Source organism: Bradyrhizobium daqingense (assembly GCF_021044685.1).
Lineage (GTDB): Bacteria > Pseudomonadota > Alphaproteobacteria > Rhizobiales > Xanthobacteraceae > Bradyrhizobium > Bradyrhizobium daqingense.
On sequence record NZ_CP088014.1, the window covers coordinates 887,272 to 913,775 of the forward strand.

The window sequence follows — 26,504 nt, forward strand, 5'->3', positions numbered from 1 at the left end:
TTACGTCGCTGTCACCCCGCATTTGCGCAGGAGCATCCTCGCGAAGCCGAACGGGGCCGGCGTGAACGGGCCCGTCGGGGCGCGGGTGACGAACGCGAGGACACCGAGCGCGGCCATCGCCAGCCAGAAGCACAGCCAGAAGCCGTCGATATAGGCGAGCACATTGGCCTCGCGCTGGACGACTCCCGCGAGCGTGCCGACAGCGCGCGCCTGCGCCGATCCCGTGCCCTGGGCGGCGAAATGGTCGGCGAGCTGCTTCAGTCGCTGCACCACATCGGCATCGCCGATGCTGAGGTTCTGACCGAGATAGAAAGAGTGGACCTGCTCGCGCACGCGCAGCCACGTTCCCATCAACGCGACGCCGATCTCGGCGCCGCCGAGCCGCATGATCTGGATATAGGCGGCAAAGGACGTCGCGCGGCTCGGATCGGAGTTGGACAGCAGCGTGATGATCAGTGGCAGCAAGGTCAGCGATTGTCCGATCGACTGCAACAGCACGATGCCGATGAAATCCTCGCGCGCCCAGAGGTGGGTGAGCTGCGTGCCCCAGAGATTGGCCGCGGCGAATGAGGCGAATCCCACCACCAGCACCGTGCGCGTATCGAAGTGCCTGAGCAACCAGATCGAGACCGGCACCAGCACGAACATCGGCAGGGCGCCATAGGTGAGCAGCAGCATGCCGCTCTGCTCCGGCCTCAGCAAGCCAATGGTAGCCAGGAAGTTCGGCACCAGCGAGGCATTGGACAGGCTGGTCAGCGTGTAGAGCAGGATCAGCACCAGGCCCAAGCCGATATTGCGCGAGAACAGTACGCTGACATGTGCCCAAGGTTGCCTGACCAGGGACTCGTTGACGAGGAAGGCGACGAACACCGCCGCGCCGCTGGCGAGCAGCGCCATCACCGTGCCGGAGCCGAACCAGTCCAGCCGGTTGCCCTGGTCGAGCCCGGCATAGATCATCGCGACGGAGGCGCCAAGCAGCAGCATGCCGCCCCAATCGGCCTCGCGCAGCAGCGCGCGGTTCACCGGCTCGTGCGGCGTGCCGAGATAGACCATCAGGCCCATCAGCGGCGCGATCACCACGCCCTGCCAGTACAGCCATTGCCAGCCGAGATGGTCGACATAGAAGCCGACCAGCGAGGTCGAGCTGTCCAGGGCGAAGCCGACACGGATCGCATAGATCGAGATCGCCGGCAGCCACCAGCGGATCGGCAGATTGCGGAACACGATCATCAAGGTCGCCGGCACGAAGGTGCCGAGCAGGAGGCCATGCACGACGCTGAGCGCGAGCAGCGTCGTATAGTCGGACACGAACGGGATGATGAACGAGACGGCGGCATAGACGAGGCTGGGGATGCCGAGCACGCGGCGCAGGCCGAACACGGTGGCGAGCCAGGCCACCGCAGGCGCGATGAAGATCTGCGAGCCGATGCCGGCGGTAGAGAGCCAGGCGCCCTCGTCGAAGGAGAGCGAGAACGCGCCGCGCAGGTCGGGGAGACCGACCGTGGTCAGGCGGCTGTCGAAATTGGCGAGGAACGAGCCGAGCAGCACCGCCGCCACGGCAAAGAGCGGCCGTGGCGCGACGCCGCCGCGCGAAAGCGGCCCGCGATCGGCGTCGTCATTTTCCGCCATTCGCAGCCTTCGTATCGATGCGGGTGACGACCGACATGCCCGGCACCAGCCGCGCCAGCAGCGGCTGATCCTCGTCGAACTGGATCCGCACAGGAATGCGCTGCACCACCTTGGTAAAGTTGCCGGTCGCGTTGTCCGGCGGCAGCAGCGCCACCTGCGCGCCGGTCGCCGGCGCGATGCGCTCGACCCGGCCGCGCAGCGTCTCGCGCGGGAAACTGTCGACGCTGATCTCGACCGGCTGGCCCGGTGCGACATGCGTGAGCTGGGTCTCCTTGTAGTTCGCGATCACATACACTTTCGGCAACGGCACCACGTTGATGAGATTGGTGCCGATATTGACGTAGTCCCCGGGCTGCACCTGGCGCTCGCCGACGACGCCGTCGAACGGCGCTGATATCTTGGTATATCCAAGCTTCAGCTTCGCGCTCGCCAGCGTTGCCTTGGCCGCCTCGACGTCGGCGGCGCGCTGCTTCCTGTTGCCTTGCAGCACTTCGAGCTGGTGCTGTTGCGCGGCGATCACGGCGCGGCTGGCGCGCACGTCGGCCTGCGCCTTGGCGTAGGCGGCAACCGCCTGCTCGAGCCGCTGCCGCGTGCCGGATTCGGTCTGCGACAACGACTGCTGACGTTCCTGCTCCTGCCTGGCCTCGACCTCCATGGCTTCGGCCGACAACCGCGCGGCCTGTGCCTGCGCGATGGTTGCGTATTGCAGCTCGATCTGGTTGGCGAGATTGTCGAGCGCGGCTTGCGCAGCGGCCACAGCGGCGTCGGCAGCCGCAACTTGCGCTTCGTAATCGGCGGGGTCGATCTGGATCAGGAGATCGCCGGCCTTGATGCGCTGGAAATCGGTGACGCCTACCTTGAGCACCTCACCCGCGACGCGGCTCGACAGCCGAGTCAGCTCGGCGCGGACATAGGCGTCATTGGTGGTCTGGATCGCGGCATTGCCGACCCATTCGTCGAAGCGCAGCGTCGCCAGCGCGACGAAGCCGAGCGCCACGATTACCGCGAACAGCGGGATCGCGAGCCGGCTCCAGAGCGAAGGGGCCGGGCGCTGGGTGGGTCTGGGCGGCGGAGCCTGCGATGTGGGGACGGATGACGACGGAACTTGTTCTTGTTGACTCACGACTTCACCCCAAAGCGGACTCGCCACGATCTCACACGGTCTTCTCCGGCCACCGGCAGAGATCGTTGATCAGGCAGACCTCACAGCGCGGCTTGCGTGCGAGGCAAGTATAGCGGCCGTGCAGGATCAACCAATGATGGGCATGCAGCATGAACTCGGCCGGGATCACCTTTTCGAGACCAAGTTCGACCTCGAGTGGTGTCTTGCCCGGCGCAAGGGCGGTGCGGTTGCCGACGCGGAAGACGTGCGTGTCCACCGCCATCGTGTGCTCGCCGAAGGCCATGTTGAGCACGACATTCGCCGTCTTGCGGCCCGCACCCGGCAGCGATTCGATCTCGGCGCGCGTGCGCGGCACCTCGCCGCCGAAATCATTCAGCACCTTGGCAGATAGTGCGATCACGTTCCTCGCCTTGGTGCGATAGAGCCCGATGGTCTTGATGTACTCACGCAGGCGCTCCTCGCCGAGATCGAGCATCTTCCGCGGCGTATCGGCGACCTCGAACAACGCGCGCGTCGCCTTGTTGACGCCGGCATCGGTCGCCTGCGCCGACAGCACCACGGCAACCAGCAGCGTGAACGGATTGACGTGCTCGAGCTCGCCCTTCGGTTCCGGATTGGCCTTGTGGAAACGGCTGAAGGCCTCGTGGACCTCGGCGGGAGTCCAACGCCTTGTCGCCTTGAGCGATTTTTTGGCCGGGGCATTCGGCTTCGCGACGACCGCTTTTGCCTTTTTCTTCGGCACGGCCGCTTTGCGCGGCGCCGGCTTGCGGGTGATTTTCGCCATGATCGGGATATACTGAGGGACGATGAGCACAGGCAACGAAATTGAGCGCAGCGCTTCTGCAGACCCCCGCGATGAGCAGATCTTCTCCGCGCTGCTGACGCCGCATCGCTCGCTGAACCGCACCGGCTTCCTCGCCGTGATGCTGTTCGTCAGCGTCGTCAGCTTCGTCACGGGCCTGGTGTTCCTGATGATGGGCGCGTGGCCGGTGCTCTTCTTCTTCGGCCTCGACGTTCTCGTGATCTGGTGGGCCTTCAAGGCCAATTTCCGCGCCGCGCGGGCCCGCGAGGAGATCGTGGTGACCTCTTCCGAATTGCGCGTGCGCCGCGTCAGCCATCGCGGCCAGGTCGCCGAATGGACGTTCAATCCGCTCTGGGTCCGGCTCGACATGGAGATCGACGAGGACTTCGGCATCGAGCATCTCTACCTGATCTCGCGCGGCCACCAGATCCAGATCGCACGCTTCCTGGGACCGGAAGAAAAAGCAAGTTTTTACAAAGGCTTGGTTGAGGCCCTGAATGCCGCTAGGCGCGGCCCGACCTACAATCCGGTGACCTGATCGCCGGATCGGAAATCGGGTGGTTTCGCTCCCGGGGCAGGCCTACATTTCCCGCCATGATGACACTCGCGATACATGACCAGCGCCTGGCCAAGCCGGGCCCCCAGAACGCCGCCCTGCGCGATTACGATTCCGTGCGCCGGGCGATCGCGTTCATCTCGGAGAACTGGCGCGCGCAGCCGACCATCGAGGCGATGGCGGATGCGGCCGGCGTCACGCCGGATGAGTTGCACCATCTGTTCCGCCGCTGGGCCTCGATCACGCCGAAGGCGTTTATGCAGGCGCTCACCCTGGATCACGCCAAGGGGCTGCTGCGAGATTCCGCCAGCATCCTCGATGCCGCGCTCGACTCCGGCCTGTCGGGTCCCGGCCGCCTGCACGATCTCTTCGTCACCCACGAGGCGATGTCGCCGGGCGAATGGAAGAACGGCGGCGCCGGTTTGACGCTGCGCTACGGCTTCCATCCCTCGCCGTTCGGCACCGCGATCGTGATCGCCACCGACCGCGGCCTATCGGGCCTGGCCTTCGCCGATCATGGCGAGGAGAAGATCGCGCTCGCCGACATGACGCGGCGCTGGCCGAACGCGACCTATGTCGAAGATCACGAAGGCACCGCGCCGCTCGCCGCGCGCGTCTTCGACCCAAAGCTGTGGCGGCCCGACCAGCCGCTGCGCGTGGTCCTGATCGGCACCGATTTCGAAGTGCGGGTGTGGGAGACGCTGCTGAGGATTCCGATGGGCCGCGCGGTGTCCTATTCCGACATCGCCTGCAACATCAATAGCCCGAAGGCCTCACGCGCCGTCGGAGCGGCGGTCGGCAAGAACCCGGTCTCGTTCGTGGTCCCCTGTCACCGCGCACTCGGCAAGAGTGGCACGCTCACCGGCTATCACTGGGGCATCACCCGCAAGCAGGCGATGCTGGGCTGGGAAGCCGGGCGGCTGGGGATGCAGTAGCTGCAGTGTCGTAGGGTGGGCAAAGGCGCACAGCGCCGTGCCCACCATCCTTCTGAATCGCAGACGCACGGTGGGCACGCTGCGCTTTGCCCACCCTACGGCAACGTGCTCGTGGCGAAAGCCTAACCCGCCAGATCCAGCTTCGAGGCCACCGTCGAATCCGCATTGAGGCGGTAGATGATCGGCACGCCGGTCGCGAGCTCGCGCTTCAAGATGCCCTCCGGCGAGAGCTTTTCCAGCACCATGATCAGTGCGCGCAGCGAGTTGCCGTGGGCGGCGACCAGGGTGCGCTTGCCGTTGAGCACGCCGGGCAGGATCTCCTGCACGTAGTACGGCAGCGCGCGCGCAAGCGTATCCTTCAGACTTTCGCCGCCGGGCGGCGGCACGTCGTAGGAGCGGCGCCAGATCAGCACCTGGTCCTCGCCCCATTTCTTGCGGGCGTCATCCTTGTTGAGACCGGAGAGATCGCCATAGTCGCGCTCGTTCAGCGCGAGGTCCTTCGAGGTCGGCAGGCCCTCCTGGCCGAGCTCGCCGAGGATGAGGTCGAGCGTATGCTGCGCGCGCGTCAGAACGGAAGTGAAGGCAACGTCGAACTCGAGTCCCTGCGCCTTCAACTTGCGGCCGGCTTCGGTGGCTTCCTTGACGCCGAGCTCGGTGAGATCGGGGTCCTTCCAGCCCGTGAACAGGTTCTTCAGATTCCATTCGCTCTGGCCGTGGCGCACGAGCACGAGAAGACGTTCGCTCATCAACTGCTTTCCGTTACCGTTGTCGTTTGAGCATGATCTGATCGGAAAACCGCTTCACACTTTTCCGGATCATGCTCTGGTTCAGATGTCAGACAGGCCGAGCACGTCGGCCATGGAGTAGTGTCCCGGCTTCTTGCCATGCGCCCACAGCGCCGCCTTCAGCGCGCCATGGGCGAACAGCATGCGGTCCTCGGCCTGATGCGACAGCGTCAGCCGCTCGAACGGGCCGAGGAAGGTGACGCTGTGATCGCCTGCCACCGTGCCGCCGCGCAAGGAGGCAAAGCCGATGTTGCCCGGCCGACGCGCGCCGGTGATGCCGTCACGACCACGCTCGGAATGATCATCGAGCGTGACGCCGCGGCCGGCCGCCGCCGCCTGGCCGAGCATCAGCGCCGTGCCGGAGGGTGCGTCGACCTTCATGCGGTGATGGGTCTCGACGATCTCGATGTCGAAAGTCGGGTCGAGCGCCTTGGCAACGCGCTTGACCACCGCGGCAAGCAGATTGACGCCGAGGCTCATATTGCCGGATTGCACCACGATGGCGCGGTTGGTGACGCTCTTGATCACGGCATTGTCGGAGCCCGACAGCCCGGTCGTGCCGACGACATGCACGATGCCGCGCTCGGCGGCGATCGCGACATTGGCGATGGTCGCCGCGGGCACGGTGAAGTCGAGAATGCCGTCGGCCTCCTTCGACATCGCCCAGAGATCGGCTGAGAGCTTGATGCCGTTGGCCGGCAGGCCCGCGAGCACGCCGGCATCCTTGCCGAGCAGCTCCGAGCCCGGCGCCTCCAGCGCACCCGCCAGCACCGCGCCTTTGCTCTCGGCAATTGCCCGCACCAGCGCGCGGCCCATCCGGCCGCCGGCCCCAGCAACAATCAAGCGCATGTCCGACATGGTGTGATCCTTTCAATGCCCTATTACCGGTCGGGGGCCGTTTGGGCAACTGATGGAACTGTCGGAGGTGCGCGGACGAGGGGTTTGGCACGCGCGCATAGCAATTGCGGGCTCTCGCGGCCCAAGACAACATCAGCTCAATGCGGTTGAACCGGGAGTTCCCAGCGCTCTCTCAGCACGATTTGGCCGGCTTGCTCGACCGTATATTCCGCTTTGTAGGTGCCCAGATCCCAGCCATTGGCGGGGCGCTTCCGACCCGTGAACAGGAAGGCTTGCGCCTTGTTGCTCTCGACGGGCGCAGCGTTGTTCTCGGCAATCACCTTGCCGCCGGGACTGCTGAGGACAAGTCGCTGAAGGTCGCCCGATTTCAAACCGATGGTGCGGACAAAGGCGACCATTGCTGCCGAGGTCGCCGAAGGCAATTCAGCGTTCGTTCGTCCATCCTCGATGAATTCCATCGTCACGGGGGCAGTGGCGAACCCGGCGTTCAGAACGGTGCGTTCTTGATAGCGAAGCCGCGCCTGTAGTGCGGCATCCCAGAGCATCTCTCCTCCCCCGCAGGAATCCGGGCTCGAGCCAAAGGCGAAAGGATCTATGATCGACCCGTTGTGCCGAACCGTGAAGTGGAGGTGAGGATATTCGGTCAAACCCGATAGGCCTACTCGGCCGAGCGGCTGCCCTCGCGTGACGGAGTCGCCGGACTTCACGCGAAGACTACCACTTGCCAAATGGCAATACTGCGTTTGCCAATGGTCGTCGTGTTCGATCAAGACGCCATTGCCACATTCGACATCACGAACAGCCTCGCGCTCGGCTTTCTGAAACGCTCCGTCCGGCAGATTCTCCCGAGTTCGCGACACCCGCCCGCTTGCGGACGCGAGAACATCAACGCCGGCCCGTTGCGCCTGCAGTGAGGGGAGTCGAAAGTCGGTTCCGTTGTGCCCATCGTATGTCAGCGTGCCACACTTGTAGTCCCTTGCCGCTGGCGACGGGTCCCGATCCACGTAATTTTGAATGTAGCAGGTCTGCCCGGGCTCGCAGGCGACCGGCATACCAAGTTGAATGGGGTCGGCGAGGCCAATTCCAGGGAATGCGAACACAACGACCACGATCGCCGACGAAAGAAGGAAAGAGGTGGCCGCGAGCGGACGGATTGATTTCATTGTGAGCGCTTCGAAGATCGATTTGGACGTTCGTCGATCGAGCCCCTCCAAGCAGGGCACCTATCCGCTCAAACGAACAGTGGAGGAAAGGCGGCGGGCCGACTTCTCGCGCATGCCCGAGCCGAACGGCGACTGCGTGAGATGATGAAGCACGAAGAACTCGGATTGGCGATTGATCCCCAACTTGAGCATTATGCGCTTGGTATAGGTTCTCACGGTCGCTTCGGTCAGCCGGAGGTCAGCACCGATCTTTCGCGGACACTTACCTTGAAGTATTCGAGTGACAATCCGTTCTTCCGCGAAGCTCAAGCCGAAAGCCGCGGCGATGCGGCGCGCTCCCGATACCTCATCGAATTGCGGCACGATGACGAGCGCTTTTTCTGTATCACAAGGCGGCGGTGCAGCTCCGATCCTGGCGAAGGCAAACCGCTCGCGCTCAGTCGAGAGCGGTACGGTCGTATCCAGCCATTCCCGATCGGCCCGCGAGCTCAACGATTCGTGGATCGCAGCTCTCAAGGCGATCGTTACCGAACTGCTCCGCCCCGCCACTCTGTTACCATTCGCCTTGAGGAGGTCGCCTCTGGCGATCAGCGATTGCGCGCTGCTGTTGATTTCGTGAACTTGAAGATCTGCGTCAACGATGAGGGCAGGAAACGCCAAAACTCCAAGCCAGGTCGCCGCATCGTCTTGGCGTTGCTGCACCCGTGCGAGGTCGTGGGCCATGCTCCAAATCGCCCGTATTGCACGCCCCAAGCATGGAATCTCGGCCCGAGTAAGACCCGTTGAATGCCATCCCGCGATAAAGACCACGGTCACGCCGTCTCCAGCGGTAAACCTTCCTATTACAGAATGACCTTCCACGACCGGTTCCGGTCCGATCAGCTTTCGCACGAAAGTCGTCCGCGTATGGACGGGTTCGAGTAACGTACAGCCTGTGCTAGCGCCCTTGCGAGCAATTCGTGTCACCATAGCCGTGCACGAAGGATCGATGGTCGCCTGCCCGATCCGCGCTTGAAGCAGTTGCTGGCCGGAGTTCCGACGCACTGCCGCCGCAACATAGCAGCTGCGGCATTCGAGGAGCTCTGCAATTCTCCAACCAAAGTACTCCATTGCCCGCTGGACGATGCTCTGGTCGGCTAGATTTACGGATTGTTCTGCCAGATCCTCAGCATCGATCGTCGAGCATGCGCTCTCCGTAGGGTAGAAATCGCCTCCATTCTGCCAGTGGGGCAGTACCTTGCCATTCTCGTGCAAGCGCTCCTCCCGCAATATAGAAGCCGTTGGCTTTGCGCCAGCAGCCTAACTCTCCCTGAAAGCGCGGTGGATCCGCAGCACCATAGGCTGCAGTAAATACTCCGCAAAGGTTCTTTCTCCCGTCTCGACGAACACCTCGACGGGCATTCCAGGCAATAGTGACGAAAGGTAATATGCTGTCTGCGTGGTGGTACCTAACTCGAGCTCGGCCATGTAGGAGGCGACGCCCGTTTTGGGGTCATTCAAGGCGTCCGCGGCAACTGCAACGATCTTCGCCTCCAGCATCGGTATTCGCCGGATGTTCAATGCGAGGACGCGCACGCGTGCGGTCTGTCCGGCGTAAACCTCTTGCCGATCCGTCGGCTTCAGCGTTGCCTCGATGACAAGCCGATCTTCAAGAGGCACGATTTCCAGTAGAGTTTCCCTGGGCGCAAGCACGGCACTGAGACCCCTGCTGTTGAGGCCGACGACCTTCCCACTTTCCGGTGCACGCAGTTCCGACCGAACAAGCTGATCGCGCAACGCGGCAATTCGATGTCGAAGCTCTCCAACCTCTGAGCTGGTGGCGTGTAACTGCTTAGCAATGTCCCGCTGCTGGTCCAGCTCCAACTGTCGACGCCTATCGTCCAACTCCGCGATCTTCGTTCGTGCCTGCGAGATTGATGCTGCATTGCGGGCGATCTGGCCCTTCGTTTCAGCCTGGCTACGTTGAAGAGCCAATAGCCGCGGCTTGCGCGCGAGCCCCTTGGCGAGCAAGGAACTCGTATCCGCGATCTCTTCGTTCAGAAGGGCAAGTTGCTGCTCCGCCCCCTTCGTGTCGCCCTCCAGGCCGCGAATGGTTTCTTCCGATTGCAGCATCTGCTGATCGATTTGTTTTCGCTCACCGTCGATCGCCGTCGACCGCGCTGCAAACTCCGCCCGCTGGGTTAGTACGGCTATGCCCGCGGCCGCGGCAGAACTCGTCCGCAGTTCAGCGGGGAATTGTATTTCCTTCTCGCCCGCTCGTTCGGCGGCCAATCGCGCTTCCATCGCAAGGTCCGCGAACAATTTCGCCTCGAACGAACCGAGCATCGCCTCGATCTGCGTGGTATCGAGCCGCGCAATGACTTGACCAGCTTGGACACGGTCATTCTCCCTGACCAAGATCGACTTTATGATACCTCCCTCGAGGTGCTGCACGGCTTTGCGCTTCGAATGCACTTTGGTGAAGCCGGACGCCACGACAGCGCTGCGGAGCGGAACCGTAGTCGCCCAAACGCCGATACAACAGAACTGCAAGACGAGCAACACACACCCCCACGCCACGATGCGCCGCATATCGGAGCTTGGTTCGCTGGTCGTTGCCCATCGATCGCCGGTCACCACATGGCGTGAAATGACGATGTTGCGATCATGGCCCGGCGATGTCATCGACTTGCTCCTCCGGCCCTATGCACGCGGGACTCTACTTCACGGGGGGCGTCGGCCGGCTTCGATAGCGGTGTGACGGCGGATGGACGGAGAGGCAGGACTTTGCTGGGGGGTCCAAAGGCGAGTTGCATACCGTCTCTCAGCAGCAATACCGCATCCGCGATGGTCAGGAGGCGAGGCCTGTGCGTCACGATGACCAACGTTGCGCCGCGCGCCCTGACTTGCAAAGCCGCAGAGCAGAGCGCTTCCTCTCCATCTGGGTCAAGATTGGCATTTGGTTCGTCCAGCAGCAACAACTTGCGATCGCCGTAGAACGCTCGCGCAAGGCCAATCCGCTGCCGCTGCCCCCCTGAAAGCTTGTTGCCGTCGCGGCCGATCTCGGTCTGATAGCCAGATTGCAGTGAGAGGATCATGTCGTGCGCTTGTGCAAGCATCGCCGCCGCGGTGATGTCTTCATCGCGCGCGCGTTCGTCGAATCCGGCGATCGCCTCAGCTACGGTACCGCCAACGAGCTGCACGTCTTGGGGAAGATATCCGACGAACCTACCGAGCTGATCGGCGTCCCAGTTATGGAGGGCGGCATGGTCCAGCCGTATCGTGCCGCTGCTCGGCAGCTCAAGGGCCGCCAGCAGCCGGAGCAGGGTCGATTTCCCGGCCCCCGTCGGGCCTATGACAACGACAATCTGCGAGGGGCGGCACTCGAAGTTTATGCCCGCGAGAATGGGGCGTTTGGCTCCGGCAGGCCGGTAGGCCACGCGCTCAACGACCAGCCTGCCGGACGGTACCGGGAGCAAGGTCTTTCTCTTTCGCGCCAACACTGGCACCGCTACGGCCTGGACCTGGGTCCAGGCCTCCTGCGCGGAGGCGAGCGCGCGCCAGGCCGAGATCAAGCTTTCCATGGGTTGGAGAGTTCGCGCGACCAGAAGTGAACTCGCAATCAGGCTGCCCGACAACACCTCATTTTGCAGTACCAGCCAAGCGCCGGCTCCGATCGCGGCAATCTGCAGGATCATCCTGACCATGCGCGCGGCAGCGCCAATCGCATAGACACGTTCACTCGCCCTGACAACGGGCGACAGTGCTTGATCGTTGAGCCGCATGAACTCACGAACTGCGCCGAGGGTCCACCCCATCGCGCGCACGAGGCTGGCATGCCGGACGATCCCGTCCAGTGCGGCCTGCGTCCGCAGGGCGGCTCCCGACGCCTCGGCGGTTTCGACGCGCGCGATCCACCGGCTGATGATTCCCATCACCAGCAGGATCGCCGTCCCGACCAAAGCGATGGCGCCATACCAGACGTGGAGAAAGAATAGAACGAGAATGAAGGCAGGCAGAAAAGGCGCGTCGATCAGCGTTGTAACGGTACCGCTTGACAGAAATGTCCTTAGCTCCCGAACCTTGACGAGATCGTGCGTCCCTCCATCGCCGCGACTTGCCGCGTCCACGATAGTGCCTTCGAGGACAATTGGAGCGACACACCGCTCGAACCCGACCGCGAACCGACTGAGGAGGCGGCTACGCAGGACATCGAATGCGGCGCTGAAGCCGAGAGCCGCTGCAGCGATCATCGTAAGGCCGACGAGCGTTTCGACGCTGCCGCTGCTAATCACCCGGTCGAACACCTCGATCGAATAGAGGGGGACGACCAGAAGCAGCAGGTTCACCGAGACGCTGAAGGCGAAGACCCACACGACTGCGGACCGCCCCGGAATCAATCCGAGCAGCGATCTCTTACCAGCCGCTGGGCTTTCAGGCGGACGCAAGTACATGACCGGCAGGCAATTTACGGACTGACGAGTACAGATTTCAGAAATGCAACAGCGGGGCGGACCAGCGGCCGCCCCGCCAAACAGGTCTCACACGACTTCGATGACCGTGGCTCCAGCGGCCACATTGATGTCATCGATCGTCTCGAATGGCGTCGCGCCTCCCGTGACGCCATCGAGTTGGATGGTTCCGAAGCCGAAGTCGAGCACAGTATTGGTGCCATCATCGCTGACCACGACCGTACTTGGATCGAATCCTGGTGCAGCATCGACCTGGATCAGGTCCCCGTCGGTGAGACTGAAGTCCGTTATCTCGTCGTCACCGAAGTTGGTGGCGGTGTCGTCACCGAAACTGAAGATGTCGGCACCTGCACCGCCGGTCAAGACGTCGTCTCCCGTCCCGCCATCGAGGACGTCGTTGCCATTACCACCATCCAGCTCGTCATCGCCTGCTTCCCCGGCAAGCGTATCGTTGCCATTTCCGCCCGCTAGCGTGTCGGCTCCGTCTCCGCCGTTTAGGGTATCGTTGTTGTCACCGCCAGCAAGCGTATCGTCGCCCGCGTCGCCGTTCAGCGTATCATTGCCCGTGCCGCCATCGAGATCGTCTGCGCCATCACCACCATTCATGGTGTCGTCGCCGGCGCCACCCAACATGGTGTCATCTCCGGCGTCGCCATTCATGGTGTCGTTGCCCGCATCGCCGTTCAGCGTGTCATTACCGGCGCCGCCATTCAAAACGTCGTCGTCGGCACCGCCGTTCAGCGTGTCGTTTCCAAGACCACCGTTCAGCGTGTCGTTGCCTTCATCACCGTTGATGACATCGTCGCCGAGGCCGCCGTTCAATGTGTCGTTTCCGAGGCCGCCGTGCAGCGTGTCGCTGCCCGCATCGCCATTCAGCGTATCATTGCCTGCATCTCCCCAAAGAGTGTCCGCTCCGGCACCGCCGTGGACGACATCATCGTCATCTCCGCCGTGGATCGAGTCGGCGCCCGCGTCACCGTAGAGCTGATCGTTACCCAGGCCGCCATCGATCGTATCGTTGCCTGCGTTGCCGTGGATCGTGTCCAGACCAGCATCGCCCGAAAGATCGTCGTCGCCCGCACCGCCGTTGATGGCATCGTCACCGTCGCCCCCGGCGATCGTATCAACACCGGCATTACCATTCAGAGTATCGTTGCCAGCGCCGCCATCGATATCGTCGTCACCCGCGCCGCCGTTCACAACGTCGTTGCCGTCCAGCCCGGTGATCGTATCATTGCCTGCCAACCCGTTGATCTGGTCGTCAGCTGCCGTTCCAGGAAGGGTATCGTCGCCTGCCGTTCCGTTGATGAGTGCCATGACTTCCGCTCCTTGATCCAAGATTTCCGTGATGCGGGTAGGCTTGCCTCCAACGAGGGACGTGGTGCCCTTCTGTGTGAAGACACCCATCGTCCTGTTGCACAGTTCGAGCAAAGCAACCTTGGCTGAAAATTGAGCAGCGTCGCAATCCCCATTTGGGGACAAAAAGAGTCAACGAATGGAAGCTGAGTAGGCGGCCACGACAGCGGGTGGTGCGACCAATCGATCCTTCGGGAACGTATTGGAACTGGCTTCGGTGCATGTGTCGGGGGTTACGCGACCACCGGTCTCGCACGGAATGGCGAACCGGCGGCTCGAGGCGAACCGCTCGCCGATCAGCGTGCGTCCATCACGTGAATACGACGGGGCGCTCCCGTCTACGACGGCTGCGGGCCGTCATAGCCCTCGATGATGATGAGGTCGGCGACGGAGTGCGGCTGGCGCACCTTGATGTTGGCCTGGTATTCCGGCGAGTTGTAGCAGGCGAGCGCGGTCTCGTAGTCCGGGAATTCGATCACGACATTGCGGGTACGGCTGGCACCTTCGACAGTGGTGAACTTGCCGGCCCGCACGACGAAGCGGCCGCCCCATTTCTTGAAGATCTGGCCGTTGGCGACGGCATAGGGCTTATAGCCCTCGTCATTGCTCACATCGACGCGTCCGATCCAGTAACCTTTTGCCATCGTCGTTCTCCCTGTGTTGTTGATCAGCCGAGCGCCTGAGCGACCTCGGCCTGGATGGATTCAGCGATCGCCTTGGGGTCCGCGGCTTCCACCACCGGCCGTCCGACGACGAGATAATCGGCGCCGGCACTGATGGCACGGCCCGGCGTCATGATGCGCTTCTGGTCGCCGCTGGCCGAGCCCGCCGGCCGGATGCCGGGCGTGACGAGACGCATCTGGTGGCCGACGATCTTGCGCAGGCTGCCGACTTCTTCCGGCGACGAGACGAGCCCGTCGATGCCGAGCACCTGTGCCTGCTGCGCCCGCGCCTCGACCAGCTCGGAGACGCCGAGCCGGTAGCCGGCTGCGTGCAGATCGTCGTCGTTGTAGGAGGTCAGCACGGTGACGGCGAGAATCTTCAGGCTGGCGCTGCCACGCCCTTCGACGGCGCCCTTCATGGTCTGCGGATAGGCGTGCACCGTGACGAAGGTTGCGCCAAGCTTGGCGACACTCTCCACACCACGCGTGACCGTGTTGCCGATGTCATGCATCTTGAGATCGGCGAAGATTTTCTTGCCCTTGTCGGCGAGCTTGCCGATCAGCGGAAGGCCGCCGGCATAGGCGAGCTGATAGCCGATCTTGTAGAACGTGACGCTGTCGCCGAGCCTGCCGACCATTGCTTCCGCGGCATCGACGCTCGGCACGTCGAGCGCAACGATCAGGCGGTCCTTCGGGGCGATCTCGGCTGGCGTCATGTCACCTCACATCATGCGTTGGGAAACGTCGATCAACTGTCGCACCAGCTCTTTCAACGCGGCGATATCGGCCTCGTTCTTGAGCCTGTCCATATCGTCATAGGCCTGGTCGGCAAAGGCCAGCGTGAGCTGGCTCGGGATCACATTGGCGTGGCAGGAGGTCAGGATCAGGCGCAACGCCTGGAGCGCGCGGGCGGTGCCAAGCCGGCTCTGCGAGGCGCCGGCGAGCGCGAAGGGGCGATTGCGGAAGACATCGCCGCGCGCCTCGTGCAGCTCGTGCACGCGGCTGACCCAGTCGATGGCGTTCTTCAGCAGCGGCGGCACCGAGGCGTTGTATTCCGGCGTGACGAACAGCACGCCGTGATGCGCGCCGATCATGCGCTTGAGATTGATGGCGTGCTTGGGCACGCCGGACTTGGCCTGGAGATCGCCGTCATAGATCGGCAGCGGGAAATCGGCGAGCGAGATACGGGTGACGTCGACGCCGGCCTGGGCGAATTCATAGGCCGCGACCGCCGCCAGCCTCGCATTGTGCGAGCCGGTGCGCAGCGAGCCGGGAATGACCAGGATCTTGGGAGCTGACATCCAATCCAATGCGTTCGGCGAAACGAGCCCGCCGCGCAAAGAGAGATGCCGGCGGAATTAGTCCTTGCGATACACCCAGACGCGGGCCGGCGGAAGGTTCATCCAGATCCGTTCCGAGGCCTCTGTGGACACGCCGTGCAGCGATTTCGGGATCGGCGGCACCACCGCGTAGGTGAACTGGATGAAAGGCGCGCCAGGCGCCAGCGCCGTGAAGGCGTCGCGGATGAGCCGCAGCCGGGTCAGCATCGGCTTCGTGACGAGTGGCAGGCCGGAGACGACGGCGGAGGCCGGCGCGCTCAGCACATTCCACAGCGTGTCGCGCAGGCGATAGGCATCGCCCTGCACCACCTTGGCTTGCGGATAGCGGTCGCGCAGCAGCGCACAGAAGCCGGGATTGTACTCGACGAGGACGAGACGCTTCTGGTCGACGCCGCGCTCGATCAGGGCCGAGGTGATGGCGCCGGTGCCGGGTCCGAGCTCGACCACGGGGGCGTCCGAGTCGATATCGACGTAATGGGCCATGGTCCGGGCCAGGAGCTTGCCTGACGGCATCACCGCGCCCATGTGCAGCGGCTTTTCGATCCACGACCGGAGAAACCGCACCTCGTCATCAAGACGAGGCTTCTTCAACGCACGCGCGGACGATGGCAAGGGCATGTCAGGACCGGACGGGACCGCGGGAGCGGCGTGTCAGAAAATGGTCATAAAGACGTATAGGCCGAAGGCGGCACGGTCAAGACGGGTCAACTCGCCCGATTACCGAAGAAATCCTTGACCTTGGCGAAGAAGCCTTCGGATTCCGGCTGGGTGTTGCCGGAAGAGAGCTTGTCGAACTCGGCCAGCAATTCCTGCTGTTTCTTGGTGAGGTTCTGCGGGGTCTCGACCACGACCTGGACGTACATGTCGCCCATCTGGCGCGAGCGCAGCACCGGCATGCCTTTTGATGCGATGCGGAATCGACGGCCCGACTGGGTTCCGGCCGGCACCTTCACCTTGGTCTTGGTCTTCTCGATGGTCGGCACCTCGAATTCGCCGCCGAGGGCGGCCGTCACCATCGAGATCGGCACGCGACAATGCAAATCCGCTCCGTCGCGCTGGAAGAACTGGTGCTGGGCCAGCGACAGGAAGATGTAGAGGTCGCCGGGCGGGCCGCCACGGACCCCGGCCTCGCCCTCGCCGGCGAGCCTGATCCGTGTGCCGTCCTCGACGCCCTGCGGAATGTTGACCGACAAAGTGCGCTCGCGGGTGACCCGGCCCTGGCCCGAGCAGGACGGGCAGGCGTCCTCGATCATCTGACCGCGGCCCTGGCAGCCGGGACAGGTGCGCTCGAGCGTGAAGAAACCCTGCGACTGCCGCACGCGGCCGGCGCCGCCGCAGGTCGAGCAGGTCTTCGGCTTGGTACCGGCCTTGGCGCCGATGCCCGAGCAGGCCTCGCAGGTGACCGAGACCGGGATCTCGATCTGCGCGGTCTTGCCGCTGAAGGCTTCCTCGAGCGTGATTTCCATGTTGTAGCGCAGGTCGGCGCCACGCTCGCGGCCGCCGCGGCCGCGCTGTCCGGCCATGCCGAACAGGTCTTCGAAAATGTCGGAGAAAGAGGAGGCGAAGCCCGCGCCGAAGCCGGCGCCACCGCCGCCCTGCTCGAAGGCGGCGTGGCCGTAACGGTCATAGGCCGCGCGCTTGTCCCTGTCTTTCAGGACCTCGTAGGCCTCGTTGATTTCCTTGAACTTGACTTCGCTGGTCTCATCCCCGGGATTGCGGTCGGGATGGAATTTCATCGCCAGCTTGCGGAACGACGATTTCAGCTTGCCTTCGTCGGCATCGCGTTCGACTTCGAGGGTCTCGTAGTAGCAGCGCTTGGTGGACGTGGACATGATGAGCTCGGTCTATCCAATCGCGAAACAAGTCGGAGCGAAACGATGCCGCTGCGCAACGACATAATCCTTCCGCCTCTTGGCGGAAGAGGGCACGGCGACGTTCGGCATAACGGCTGGGAATTGATCGATCGTAACGGGCATCGGGCCCGCCCTTCCCGACACGACGGCCTCCCCCGCGAGGGAGGAGGCCTTTGGTGCGTGTGGGGTCCAAGCCGCCCGCATGATCACCCTCTCGGGGCTTAAGCGGACTTCTTGTTGTTCTTGTCGTCGTCGACCTCGGTGAATTCCGCGTCGACGACGTCGTCCTTGGCCGCGTCCTTCTTGGCGTCGGCCTCGGCCTGCTGCTTGTACATGGCCTCGCCGAGCTTCATCGAAGCTTGGGCCAGCGTCTGGGTCTTGGCCTTGATCGCCTCGGCATCGTCGCCCTTCAGCGCTTCCTTGAGGTCGCTGACGGCATCCTCGATGGCGCGGCGCTCGGTCTCGGCGACCTTCGAGCCGTGCTCGGCCAGGGCCTTCTCGGTCGAATGCACCAGGCCGTCCGCCTCGTTCTTGGCGGTGACGGCCTCGCGGCGCTTCTTGTCCGCCTCGGCATTGGCCTCGGCGTCCTTGACCATCTTCTCAATGTCGGCTTCCGACAGACCACCCGAGGCCTGGATGCGGATCTGCTGCTCCTTGCCGGTGGCCTTGTCCTTGGCCGAGACGTTGACGATGCCGTTGGCGTCGATGTCGAAGGTCACCTCGATCTGCGGCATGCCGCGGGGCGCCGGCGGAATGCCCATCAGGTCGAACTGGCCGAGCATCTTGTTGTCAGCCGCCATTTCACGCTCGCCCTGGAAGACGCGGATGGTGACGGCATTCTGATTGTCTTCAGCCGTCGAGAACACCTGGCTCTTCTTGGTCGGGATCGTGGTATTGCGGTCGATGATGCGGGTGAACACGCCGCCCAGCGTCTCGATGCCCAGCGACAGCGGGGTCACGTCGAGCAGCAGCACGTCCTTGACGTCGCCCTGGAGCACACCGGCCTGGATCGCGGCACCGATCGCCACGACTTCGTCCGGGTTGACGCCCTTGTGCGGCTCCTTGCCGAACAGCTGCTTCACGACTTCCTGGACCTTCGGCATGCGCGACATGCCGCCGACCAGCACGACTTCGCCGATCTCGCCGGCGGTGACGCCGGCATCCTTCAGCGCCTTGCGGCAGGGCTCGACGGTCTTCTGGACGAGGTCATCGACCAGCGCCTCGAACTTGGCGCGGGTGAGCTTCATCGTCAGATGCTTCGGGCCGGTCTGGTCCGCGGTGATGAAGGGCAGGTTGATCTCGGTCTGGGTCGTCGACGACAGCTCAATCTTGGCCTTTTCAGCGGCTTCCTTCAGGCGCTGCAACGCAAGCTTGTCGTTGCGCAGATTGATGCCCTGCTCCTTCTGGAATTCGTCGGCGAGATAGCCCACGAGGCGCATGTCGAAGTCTTCGCCGCCGAGGAAGGTGTCGCCGTTGGTCGACTTCACCTCGAACACGCCGTCGCCGATTTCGAGAATGGAGATATCGAAGGTGCCGCCGCCGAGATCGTACACCGCGATGGTGCCGGCCTTGGTCTTGTCGAGGCCATAGGCGAGCGCGGCCGCGGTCGGCTCGTTGATGATGCGCAGCACTTCGAGGCCCGCGATCTTGCCGGCGTCCTTGGTCGCCTGGCGCTGGGCGTCGTTGAAGTAGGCGGGAACGGTGATGACGGCCTGGTCGACCTTCTGGCCGAGATGGGCTTCCGCGGTCTCCTTCATCTTCTGCAGGATGAACGCCGACACCTGCGAGGGCGAGTAGGTCTGGCCGTCGCCCTCGACCCAGGCGTCGCCATTGGAAGCCTTCACGATCTTGTACGGGACGAGCTTCTTGTCCTTCTCGACCATCGGGTCGTCGTAGCGGCGGCCGATGAGGCGTTTCACTGCGAAGAAGGTGCGCTCGGGATTGGTGACGGCCTGGCGCTTGGCCGGCTGGCCGACGAGGCGTTCACCGTCATCCGTGACGGCGACGATCGAAGGCGTCGTGCGCATGCCTTCGGAATTCTCGATGACTTTGGCGTTCTTGCCATCCATCACGGCAACGCACGAATTCGTGGTGCCGAGGTCGATCCCAATGACCTTTCCCATGGTCCTGATATCCTTCTTTTTGCGGCAGGTTGGCTGGGCCCAGAAGGCACCCAAACCGAAACCCCCTAAGATCAAACATCCGCGATATTGCGATGATTGAGGCTCATATAGGAGGGGGGGAGGGGCCCGCAAGGACCGAAGCAACGTTTCTGCCGTGAAAACATTGGGTTTTGGAGCACCATATCCGGGCTCCAACGGCCTTGCGGGAGAGGAATTATTAACGGGTCCGGGCCTCGGCAAGTCCCGCCTCGGCCATCTGCCCCACCCTGTTACGGCAGGGCCAAACCCGTTAAAGGCGGACCGGCCGGGCAGCCCCACCACGCTGCTCCGCGCGACAAAGCGGCCCGGTCTACGACCATCGAACGGCCTCAATGTGAACCAATCAGAGTGCCCATGAAGCTGATCCGCCCCCTCGCCGCGCTCGCCCTCCTCATTGCCTCCGCGTTTCCGGGGCTTGCTGCCGACGCCGTCTACCCGCCCGGCCTGCGCCTTGGCATGGTGCCGCTGGTCGGTCTCAATACGGCAAAAACTTTTCCGGGTTTCGAGAGCGAGGACGGCGGCGTCAAGGTGCTGATCACCGAGCTGCCCCCGGCCGCCTATGGCGAGGTCGTGAGCGCCTTCAACTCCAATCCGGCGGGCGCCAATGGCGTCAAGCAGGACAAGATCGAGACGCCTGCGGGCCTCGCTTATTTCACCACCGAAAGCGGCAAGGCCGGCGAGACCCCGGTGCGGCGCTATTCGATGATCGTGCCGGGCGCCGGCTTCTCCGGCTATGTCGCGGTGCAGATCCCGGAGAATGCCACCAAGATCTACACCGATGAGGCGGTGCGCCAGATGTTTGCGAGCACCGTGACCCGCAAGCAGGTCTCGGCCGAAGAGCAGATCGGGCTGATGCCGTTCAAGATCACCGATCTCGCCGAGTTCAAGGACATCCGCACGCTGGCGCCGGGCTCGAGCATCATCCTGGCCGACGGCGACGAGAGCACGGGCTACGAGTCGAAACCGTTCATGATCCTCGGGCTGATCGGCGCCACCCCGCAAGCCGCCGACGATCGCGCCCGCTTCGCCCAGGAGGCGGCGCTCCAGATTCCCGGCGTGCGCGAGTCGCGCGTCACCATGTCCGAGCCGATCCGCATCAACGGCCAGCAGGGTTTCGAGACCCGGATCGACGGCGTCAGCGGCAAGGACAAGGTTCCGGTGACCGTGGTGCAGTGGATCCGCTTCTCGAGCGGCGGCGCCTCGCTGCGCATCATCGCCAGCGCCCCGCGCGACCAGTGGCTGCCCGCCTTCGCACGCTTCCGCGCCGTGCGGGATGGGATTCAGCCGAAGGGGTAGGCCGAGCCGCTTCAACACTCGCTGTCGGCCGGCCCAGCGCAACCCCTCACCAAGACCGGCTGCATTTTCGGGCTTCTGTTCGTATACTTCCCCAATTAGATCATCCCAAGGGGAGGCGAACGATGCTTGATCGGCGACAAATCCTGGCGATGCTTGGAACGACGGCGCTGGTGACTCTCGCGCCCACGGCGATGCTAGCAGCTTCATCGATCAAGCCGGATGAGGCGTCCGCGCTGCTCGTGATCGACGTGCAGAACTGCTTCCTGCCCGGCGGGAGCCTCGCGGTGAAGGACGGCGAGCAGGTGGTGCCCGTCATCAACAAGATCGCGAAAGCGTTCGCCAACGTGGTGCTGACGCAGGACTGGCACACGCCCGGCCACGTCTCGTTTGCGTCAACGCATTCCGGCAAGAAACCGTTCGAGACCGTCGATCTTCCCTACGGCAAGCAGGTGCTGTGGCCGGACCATTGCGTGCAAGGCACCGAGGGCGCCGCGCTGTCGAAGGACCTTGCGATCCCGCATGCCGAGCTCATCATCCGCAAGGGCTTTCACAAGAACGTCGACAGCTACTCGGCCTTCCTCGAAGCCGACGGCAAGACCTCGACGGGCCTTGCCGGCTATCTAAAGGGGCGCAAGATCAAGCGCGTCTTCGTCGCAGGGCTGGCGACGGATTTCTGCGTGGCCTGGACGGCGCTCGACGCGCGCAAGGCGGGCTTCGAGGTCTATGTGGTGGAGGACGCCTGCCGCGGCATCGACACGCAGGGCTCGCTGGCAAAGGCCTGGGCCGATATGGCCAAGGCCGGCGTGAAGCGGATTCAGTCGGGTGATATCGCCGTGAGCGCTTAGGCGGCACGCTCAACCGCCAAACCCTCATCCTGAGGAGCGCGCGACTTCGCGCGCGTCTCGAAGGATGAAGGCCCCGCCGTTACATCTTGGCCTGCATGGTTCGAGACGCCGCGCAAAGGCGCGGCTCCTCACCATGAGGGTCTGAGACTCAGTTCGGCGCGCCGCTCGATTCGTTGTTGTTGGCTGCAGGCGCGGGCTTGGCGCCGCCCTTGGCGACACCGACCAGCGCGGGACGCAGCACGCGCTCGCCGATGGTGTAGCCGGCCTGCACCACCTGCACCACGGTGCCCGACGGCACCGACGCATCGGGCACCTCGAACATCGCCTGCTGGAAATTCGGATCGAACTTCTGTCCCTGCGGATCGAATTTCTTCACGCCGTGCTTTTCCAGCGCATTGAGCAGCGAACGCTCGGTGAGCTCGACGCCTTCGATCAGCGAGATGAGGCCGGGATCGGCCGCAGCACGCGTCTCGGCCGGTACGGCATCGAGCGCCCGCTGGAGATTATCGGCGATGTCGAGCACGTCACGGGCAAAGCCGGTGATGCCGTAGAGGCGGGCGTCGGCGACTTCCTTGGTGGTGCGCTTGCGCAGATTCTCCATCTCGGCCAGCGTCCGCAGCATGCGGTCGCGCGCTTCAGCGGCTTCCTTCTGCAGCGTTTCGACCGAACCCGGCTCCGGATCATCGGGCATGATGTAGGGTTTCGACACCACGGGCTCGCCGGTCGCTGCAGTCGTGTCTTGGGGTTGCCGGTCTTGCTCGGTCATCGGCTCTAATCTCGAACTCGTTTCAGGGATGTTGGCCCGGATATCGTGCCTTACCTTGCGAAAATCAAGCGCCCGTGATCGGCGGAAACGCCGGTCAGCCCCCCAGAAGGCGGCTGACGATGCGGGCCGCGTAGTCCACGGTCGGGATCACACGGGCATAATTCAGCCGCGTCGGGCCGATCACGCCCAGGACGCCGACGATGTGACCGGCGGCATCCCGATAGGGCGAGATGATGGTCGAGGAGCCCGACAGGGAAAACAGCTTGTTCTCCGAGCCGATGAAGATGCGCACGCCTTCGGCGGTCTCGGCCCGGCCGAGCAGGTCGATGACGCCGCGCTTGGTCTCGAGATCGTCGAACAACAGGCGCACGCGCTCCAGATCCTCCAGCGCGTGCAGATCTTCCAGCAGATTGGCGTGGCCGCGCACGATGAGCTGGCGGTCCTCGTTCTCGCCGCCGGACCAGCTTGCGATACCGGCCGAGATCACCTTCTGCGTCAACTGGTCGAGCTCGGCACGGGCCTCGGCAAGCGCGGTCTCGAGCTCGAGCCGTGCCTCGGCCAGCGTGCGGCCGCGGATGCGCGCATTGAGGAAATTGCCGGCCTCGGTGATGGCCGAGGAGGGAACTCCGGGCGGCAGCGTCAGCACGCGATTTTCGACCTGGCCATCCTCGCCGACCAGGATCACCAGCGCCTTTTCCGGTTCCAGCCGCACGAACTCGATGTGCTTCAGCCGCGCATTGGATTTCGGCGTCAGCACGACCGCGGCGGCGCGGGTCAGGCCCGACAGCCGCATCAGGGCCTGGTCCAGCGCCGCCTCGACCGACTGCGCCTCGCCGACGGAGGAGAGCTGGCTCTGGATCGAAGCGCGCTCGGCCTCATTGAGGTCGCCGACCTGCATCAGGGCGTCGACGAAGAAGCGTAAGCCGAGTTCCGTCGGCAGCCGGCCGGCGGAGGTATGGGGCGCATAGATCAGGCCGAGCTGTTCCAAATCGGCCATGACGTTACGGACCGAGGCCGGCGACAGCGGCATGGCGATCAGGCGGGAAATGTTGCGTGAGCCCACGGGCTCACCGGTCGCGAGATAGCTTTCGACAATTTGACGAAAGATGTCGCGGGAACGCTCGTTGAGCTGGGCAAGGCCTGCGCGCGGCGCGATCAGATTGATCGGATCGTGATGGGCCACAGACGGTAACTCCTCTCAGATACTCATAATTTGTCCATCCCGGACGCATCTGACAAGCGTGGCGTTGGCGGGGCCGCCATCGGGGGTGAAAAAACCTTGCCGCCCACCCTCACCCCCCCTACAAGCACCGCGAACAGCCCTACCCCTGCGAGTTTTGGAGGATTTCCCATGCGGCCAAGCCGCCGTGCGCCCGACGAATTGCGCCCCGTGACGCTGGAGCGCGGTGTCGTCAAATATGCGGAAGGCTCCTGCCTCGTGAAATTCGGCGACACCCACGTGCTGGTCACCGCCACGCTGGAAGACCGCCTGCCGCCGTGGCTGAAGGGCCAAGGCCGCGGCTGGGTCACCGCCGAATACGGCATGCTGCCGCGCGCCACCTCCGAGCGGACCCGCCGCGAAGCCTCGGCCGGCAAGCAGAGCGGCCGCACCGTCGAGATCCAGCGCCTGATCGGCCGCTCGCTGCGCACCATCGTCGATCTCGAAGCGCTGGGCGAGCGCCAGATCACGGTCGATTGCGACGTCCTTCAGGCCGACGGCGGCACGCGCACGGCCTCGATCACCGGTGCCTGGGTCGCGCTTGCGGATTGCATCGGCTGGATGAAGGCGCGCAACATGGTCAAGGCCAACGTGATGCGCGACAACGTCGCCGCGATCTCCTGCGGCATCTACAACGGCACGCCGGTGCTCGATCTCGACTATGCCGAGGATTCGGAAGCCGAGACCGATGCCAATTTCGTCATGACCGGCGACGGCCGCATCATCGAGGTGCAGGGCACCGCGGAACGCGAGCCGTTCACACAGGACGAGTTCCTGAAGCTGATCGCCCTGGCGCAGAAGGGCATCGCACGCCTGGTGGACTTGCAGAAACTGGCTGTGGCGTAGTCAATAGGCCATGCACCGCCGAATCACCGGAAAGCTCGTCATCGCGACCCATAATCCCGGCAAGCTCGCCGAGATGAAGGAACTGCTCGCGCCTTACGGCATCGAGGCGGTGTCGGCCGGTGAGCTCGGCCTGCCCGAACCCGAAGAGACCGGCAACGACTTCCGCAGCAATGCCGCGATCAAGGCGATCGCGGCCGCACAGGCGACGAAGCTTCCCTCCTTCGCCGACGATTCCGGCATCGTCGTCGACGCCCTCGACGGCGCCCCTGGCATCTACAGCGCGCGCTGGGCCGGTCCGGCCAAGGACTTCAACGCGGCGATGGCGCAGATCGAGCGCCTGTTGCAGGAGCGCGGCGCCGCCACGCCGGACCGCCGAAGAGCGCACTTCGTCTCCGCGCTCTGCGTCGCCTGGCCCGACGATCATCTCGAAGAGGTCGAGGCGCGCGTCGACGGCACGCTGGTCTGGCCGCCGCGCGGCACGGCCGGTTTCGGCTACGATCCGATGTTCCTGCCTGATGGCCACGACCGCACCTTCGGCGAGATGACCAGCATCGAGAAACACGGCCTGCCGCCGCACGGCCTCGGCCTGTCGCACCGCGCCCGCGCGTTCGTGAAACTGGCGGAGATCTGCCTTGAGCCGCGATAGAGCGTTTTCGAGCGAAGTGGATACCGGTTCGCGCCAGGAAAACGCGTCAAAACAAGAATGCCAAGCTTTTGGCGTCTATGTCCATTGGCCGTTCTGCCTGTCGAAGTGTCCCTATTGCGACTTCAACAGCCATGTTCGCCACGCCGCGATCGACGAGGCGCGGTTTGCTTCCGCTTTTGCGCACGAGATCGCGGCGACCGCCGAGCGCGCGCCCGGTCGCGAGGTCACCTCGATCTTCCTCGGCGGCGGCACGCCGTCGCTGATGCAGCCCGCAACCGTCGGTGCCGTGCTCGACGCCATCGGCAAGCACTGGTGCGTCGCAGGTGATGTCGAGGTAACGCTGGAGGCCAACCCCACCAGCGTCGAGGCCACGCGCTTCGCCGGCTATCGCAGCGCTGGCGTCAACCGCGTCTCCCTCGGCGTGCAGGCGCTCGACGATGCCTCGCTGAAGGCGCTGGGCCGCATGCACAGCGCGCGCGAAGCGCTCGACGCCGTCGCCATCGCGCGCCGCTCGTTCGACCGCTACTCGTTCGACCTGATCTACGCCCGTCCAGACCAGACGCCGGCGATGTGGGCCGATGAGCTGCGTCTCGCAATCAGCGAGGCAGCCGAGCATCTGTCGCTGTATCAGTTGACGATCGAGGAAGGCACGCCATTCTTCGGCCTGCACCAGGCCGGCAAATTGAAGACGCCGGACGAGGCGGTCGCGCGCGCGCTCTACGACGTCACGCAGGAGACCTGCGACAGGCTCGGCCTGCCCGCCTACGAGATTTCCAATCACGCGCGGCGCGGCGCCGAGTGCCGGCACAATCTGGTCTATTGGCGCGGCGAGGAATATGCCGGCATCGGCCCCGGCGCGCACGGCCGCCTCGACATCGACGGCATCAGGCACGCGACCGCCACCGAGAAGCGCCCAGAAGCCTGGCTGATGCGGGTCGAGACCAACGGCCATGGCGTCGTCACCGACGAGCTCCTCAACAGCGAGGAACGCGCCGACGAATTCCTGCTGATGGGTTTGCGCCTCACTGAGGGCATCGACCCCGAGCGCTACAAGGCCCTCTCCGGCCGCCCGCTCGACCCCAAACGCATCGCGCTCTTGCGCGAGGAAGGTGCGATCACGGTCGATGCGACGGGACGCCTGCGCGTGACCAGCAGCGGATTCCCGGTGCTGGATGCGGTCGTCGCGGATCTGGCGGCGTAGCGTGCTCTCG

General features: G+C 64.2%; 25 protein-coding genes. 7 read left to right on the forward strand and 18 right to left on the reverse strand.

Annotated elements, in window-relative coordinates; all coding sequences use genetic code 11:
- From LPJ38_RS04070 to nth, 3 genes are read right to left on the reverse strand one after another with little or no spacing between them, the layout of a single operon-like run.
- Positions 1-1,629 (reverse strand): MFS transporter, encoded by a 1,629-nt coding sequence (locus LPJ38_RS04070; RefSeq protein WP_145630433.1) that lies wholly within the window; start codon positions 1,627-1,629, stop codon positions 1-3.
- On the reverse strand, positions 1,616-2,752 hold the full coding sequence (locus LPJ38_RS04075) for an HlyD family secretion protein (RefSeq protein ID WP_145630432.1): 1,137 nt from the start codon (positions 2,750-2,752) through the stop codon (positions 1,616-1,618). The genes LPJ38_RS04070 and LPJ38_RS04075 overlap by 14 nt, the downstream gene beginning before the upstream one ends.
- Positions 2,753-2,783: 31 nt before the next feature.
- Positions 2,784-3,536, reverse strand: a complete 753-nt coding sequence (gene nth / locus LPJ38_RS04080) for an endonuclease III (RefSeq protein WP_167520344.1) — start codon at positions 3,534-3,536, stop codon at positions 2,784-2,786.
- Positions 3,537-3,558: 22 nt separating this feature from the next.
- Between nth and LPJ38_RS04085 the strand changes: the two genes are divergently transcribed.
- Positions 3,559-4,092, forward strand: coding sequence for a DUF2244 domain-containing protein (locus LPJ38_RS04085; protein WP_145630431.1), 534 nt, complete (start codon positions 3,559-3,561; stop codon positions 4,090-4,092).
- A 56-nt stretch (positions 4,093-4,148) separates the two neighbouring features.
- The gene (locus tag LPJ38_RS04090; protein WP_145630430.1) at positions 4,149-5,045 is read left to right on the forward strand and encodes a methylated-DNA--[protein]-cysteine S-methyltransferase; all 897 of its coding nucleotides are present in this window, start codon (positions 4,149-4,151) and stop codon (positions 5,043-5,045) included.
- A gap of 122 nt (positions 5,046-5,167) precedes the next feature.
- Here LPJ38_RS04090 and LPJ38_RS04095 read toward each other — a convergent pair whose 3' ends face one another.
- The 13 genes from LPJ38_RS04095 to dnaK form a co-directional block, all read right to left on the reverse strand.
- A complete protein-coding gene (locus LPJ38_RS04095) occupies positions 5,168-5,791 on the reverse strand; it encodes a 2,3-bisphosphoglycerate-dependent phosphoglycerate mutase (protein ID WP_145630429.1) in 624 nt (207 codons plus the stop codon).
- An 81-nt stretch (positions 5,792-5,872) separates the two neighbouring features.
- The gene (gene dapB, locus LPJ38_RS04100; protein ID WP_145630428.1) at positions 5,873-6,688 is read right to left on the reverse strand and encodes a 4-hydroxy-tetrahydrodipicolinate reductase; all 816 of its coding nucleotides are present in this window, start codon (positions 6,686-6,688) and stop codon (positions 5,873-5,875) included.
- Positions 6,689-6,825: 137 nt separating this feature from the next.
- Entirely contained in the window at positions 6,826-7,902 is a 1,077-nt protein-coding gene (locus LPJ38_RS04105; RefSeq protein WP_231088571.1) for a M23 family metallopeptidase, read from the reverse strand.
- Between the two features lie 9 nt (positions 7,903-7,911).
- Positions 7,912-9,105: a helix-turn-helix transcriptional regulator gene (locus LPJ38_RS04110; protein ID WP_145630427.1), complete on the reverse strand. Its 1,194-nt coding sequence runs from the start codon at positions 9,103-9,105 to the stop codon at positions 7,912-7,914.
- A gap of 45 nt (positions 9,106-9,150) precedes the next feature.
- The gene (locus tag LPJ38_RS04115) at positions 9,151-10,515 is read right to left on the reverse strand and encodes an HlyD family type I secretion periplasmic adaptor subunit (RefSeq protein WP_231088572.1); all 1,365 of its coding nucleotides are present in this window, start codon (positions 10,513-10,515) and stop codon (positions 9,151-9,153) included.
- The gene (locus tag LPJ38_RS04120; RefSeq protein WP_167520343.1) at positions 10,512-12,206 is read right to left on the reverse strand and encodes a type I secretion system permease/ATPase; all 1,695 of its coding nucleotides are present in this window, start codon (positions 12,204-12,206) and stop codon (positions 10,512-10,514) included. Before LPJ38_RS04120 ends, LPJ38_RS04115 begins: the two co-directional genes overlap by 4 nt.
- Before the next feature lie 165 nt (positions 12,207-12,371).
- Positions 12,372-13,619 (reverse strand): calcium-binding protein, encoded by a 1,248-nt coding sequence (locus LPJ38_RS04125; protein ID WP_145630425.1) that lies wholly within the window; start codon positions 13,617-13,619, stop codon positions 12,372-12,374.
- Between the two features lie 377 nt (positions 13,620-13,996).
- On the reverse strand, positions 13,997-14,302 hold the full coding sequence (locus tag LPJ38_RS04130) for a DUF1330 domain-containing protein (protein ID WP_145630424.1): 306 nt from the start codon (positions 14,300-14,302) through the stop codon (positions 13,997-13,999).
- Between the two features lie 23 nt (positions 14,303-14,325).
- The gene (pyrF, locus tag LPJ38_RS04135; protein ID WP_145630423.1) at positions 14,326-15,036 is read right to left on the reverse strand and encodes an orotidine-5'-phosphate decarboxylase; all 711 of its coding nucleotides are present in this window, start codon (positions 15,034-15,036) and stop codon (positions 14,326-14,328) included.
- Between the two features lie 6 nt (positions 15,037-15,042).
- A complete protein-coding gene (locus LPJ38_RS04140; protein WP_145630422.1) occupies positions 15,043-15,621 on the reverse strand; it encodes an NADPH-dependent FMN reductase in 579 nt (192 codons plus the stop codon).
- Positions 15,622-15,678: 57 nt separating this feature from the next.
- Positions 15,679-16,278, reverse strand: coding sequence for a class I SAM-dependent methyltransferase (locus LPJ38_RS04145; RefSeq protein WP_060734385.1), 600 nt, complete (start codon positions 16,276-16,278; stop codon positions 15,679-15,681).
- A gap of 86 nt (positions 16,279-16,364) precedes the next feature.
- A complete protein-coding gene (gene dnaJ, locus LPJ38_RS04150; protein WP_145630421.1) occupies positions 16,365-17,492 on the reverse strand; it encodes a molecular chaperone DnaJ in 1,128 nt (375 codons plus the stop codon).
- 242 nt (positions 17,493-17,734) lie between these two features.
- The gene (dnaK, locus tag LPJ38_RS04155; RefSeq protein WP_145630419.1) at positions 17,735-19,636 is read right to left on the reverse strand and encodes a molecular chaperone DnaK; all 1,902 of its coding nucleotides are present in this window, start codon (positions 19,634-19,636) and stop codon (positions 17,735-17,737) included.
- 393 nt (positions 19,637-20,029) lie between these two features.
- Between dnaK and LPJ38_RS04160 the strand changes: the two genes are divergently transcribed.
- The gene (locus LPJ38_RS04160) at positions 20,030-20,971 is read left to right on the forward strand and encodes a hypothetical protein (protein ID WP_167520342.1); all 942 of its coding nucleotides are present in this window, start codon (positions 20,030-20,032) and stop codon (positions 20,969-20,971) included.
- A 122-nt stretch (positions 20,972-21,093) separates the two neighbouring features.
- Positions 21,094-21,816, forward strand: a complete 723-nt coding sequence (gene pncA / locus LPJ38_RS04165) for a bifunctional nicotinamidase/pyrazinamidase (RefSeq protein ID WP_145630417.1) — start codon at positions 21,094-21,096, stop codon at positions 21,814-21,816.
- Positions 21,817-21,964: 148 nt separating this feature from the next.
- Here the strand turns inward: pncA and grpE are convergent, their stop codons facing one another.
- Together grpE and hrcA are read right to left on the reverse strand one after the other, a co-directional pair.
- Positions 21,965-22,582 (reverse strand): nucleotide exchange factor GrpE, encoded by a 618-nt coding sequence (gene grpE, locus LPJ38_RS04170; RefSeq protein WP_145630416.1) that lies wholly within the window; start codon positions 22,580-22,582, stop codon positions 21,965-21,967.
- Positions 22,583-22,676: 94 nt separating this feature from the next.
- The gene (gene hrcA / locus LPJ38_RS04175) at positions 22,677-23,765 is read right to left on the reverse strand and encodes a heat-inducible transcriptional repressor HrcA (RefSeq protein WP_145630415.1); all 1,089 of its coding nucleotides are present in this window, start codon (positions 23,763-23,765) and stop codon (positions 22,677-22,679) included.
- Positions 23,766-23,933: 168 nt separating this feature from the next.
- Here hrcA and rph point away from each other — a divergent pair, with 168 nt between their 5' ends.
- From rph to hemW, 3 genes are read left to right on the forward strand one after another with little or no spacing between them, the layout of a single operon-like run.
- The gene (rph, locus tag LPJ38_RS04180) at positions 23,934-24,647 is read left to right on the forward strand and encodes a ribonuclease PH (protein WP_008539796.1); all 714 of its coding nucleotides are present in this window, start codon (positions 23,934-23,936) and stop codon (positions 24,645-24,647) included.
- Positions 24,648-24,657: 10 nt separating this feature from the next.
- Positions 24,658-25,293, forward strand: coding sequence for an RdgB/HAM1 family non-canonical purine NTP pyrophosphatase (rdgB, locus tag LPJ38_RS04185; RefSeq protein ID WP_145630414.1), 636 nt, complete (start codon positions 24,658-24,660; stop codon positions 25,291-25,293).
- Between the two features lie 16 nt (positions 25,294-25,309).
- Complete coding sequence (hemW, locus tag LPJ38_RS04190; protein WP_145630618.1) at positions 25,310-26,494, forward strand: radical SAM family heme chaperone HemW; 1,185 nt, start codon at positions 25,310-25,312, stop codon at positions 26,492-26,494.
- Positions 26,495-26,504: the final 10 nt, after the last annotated feature.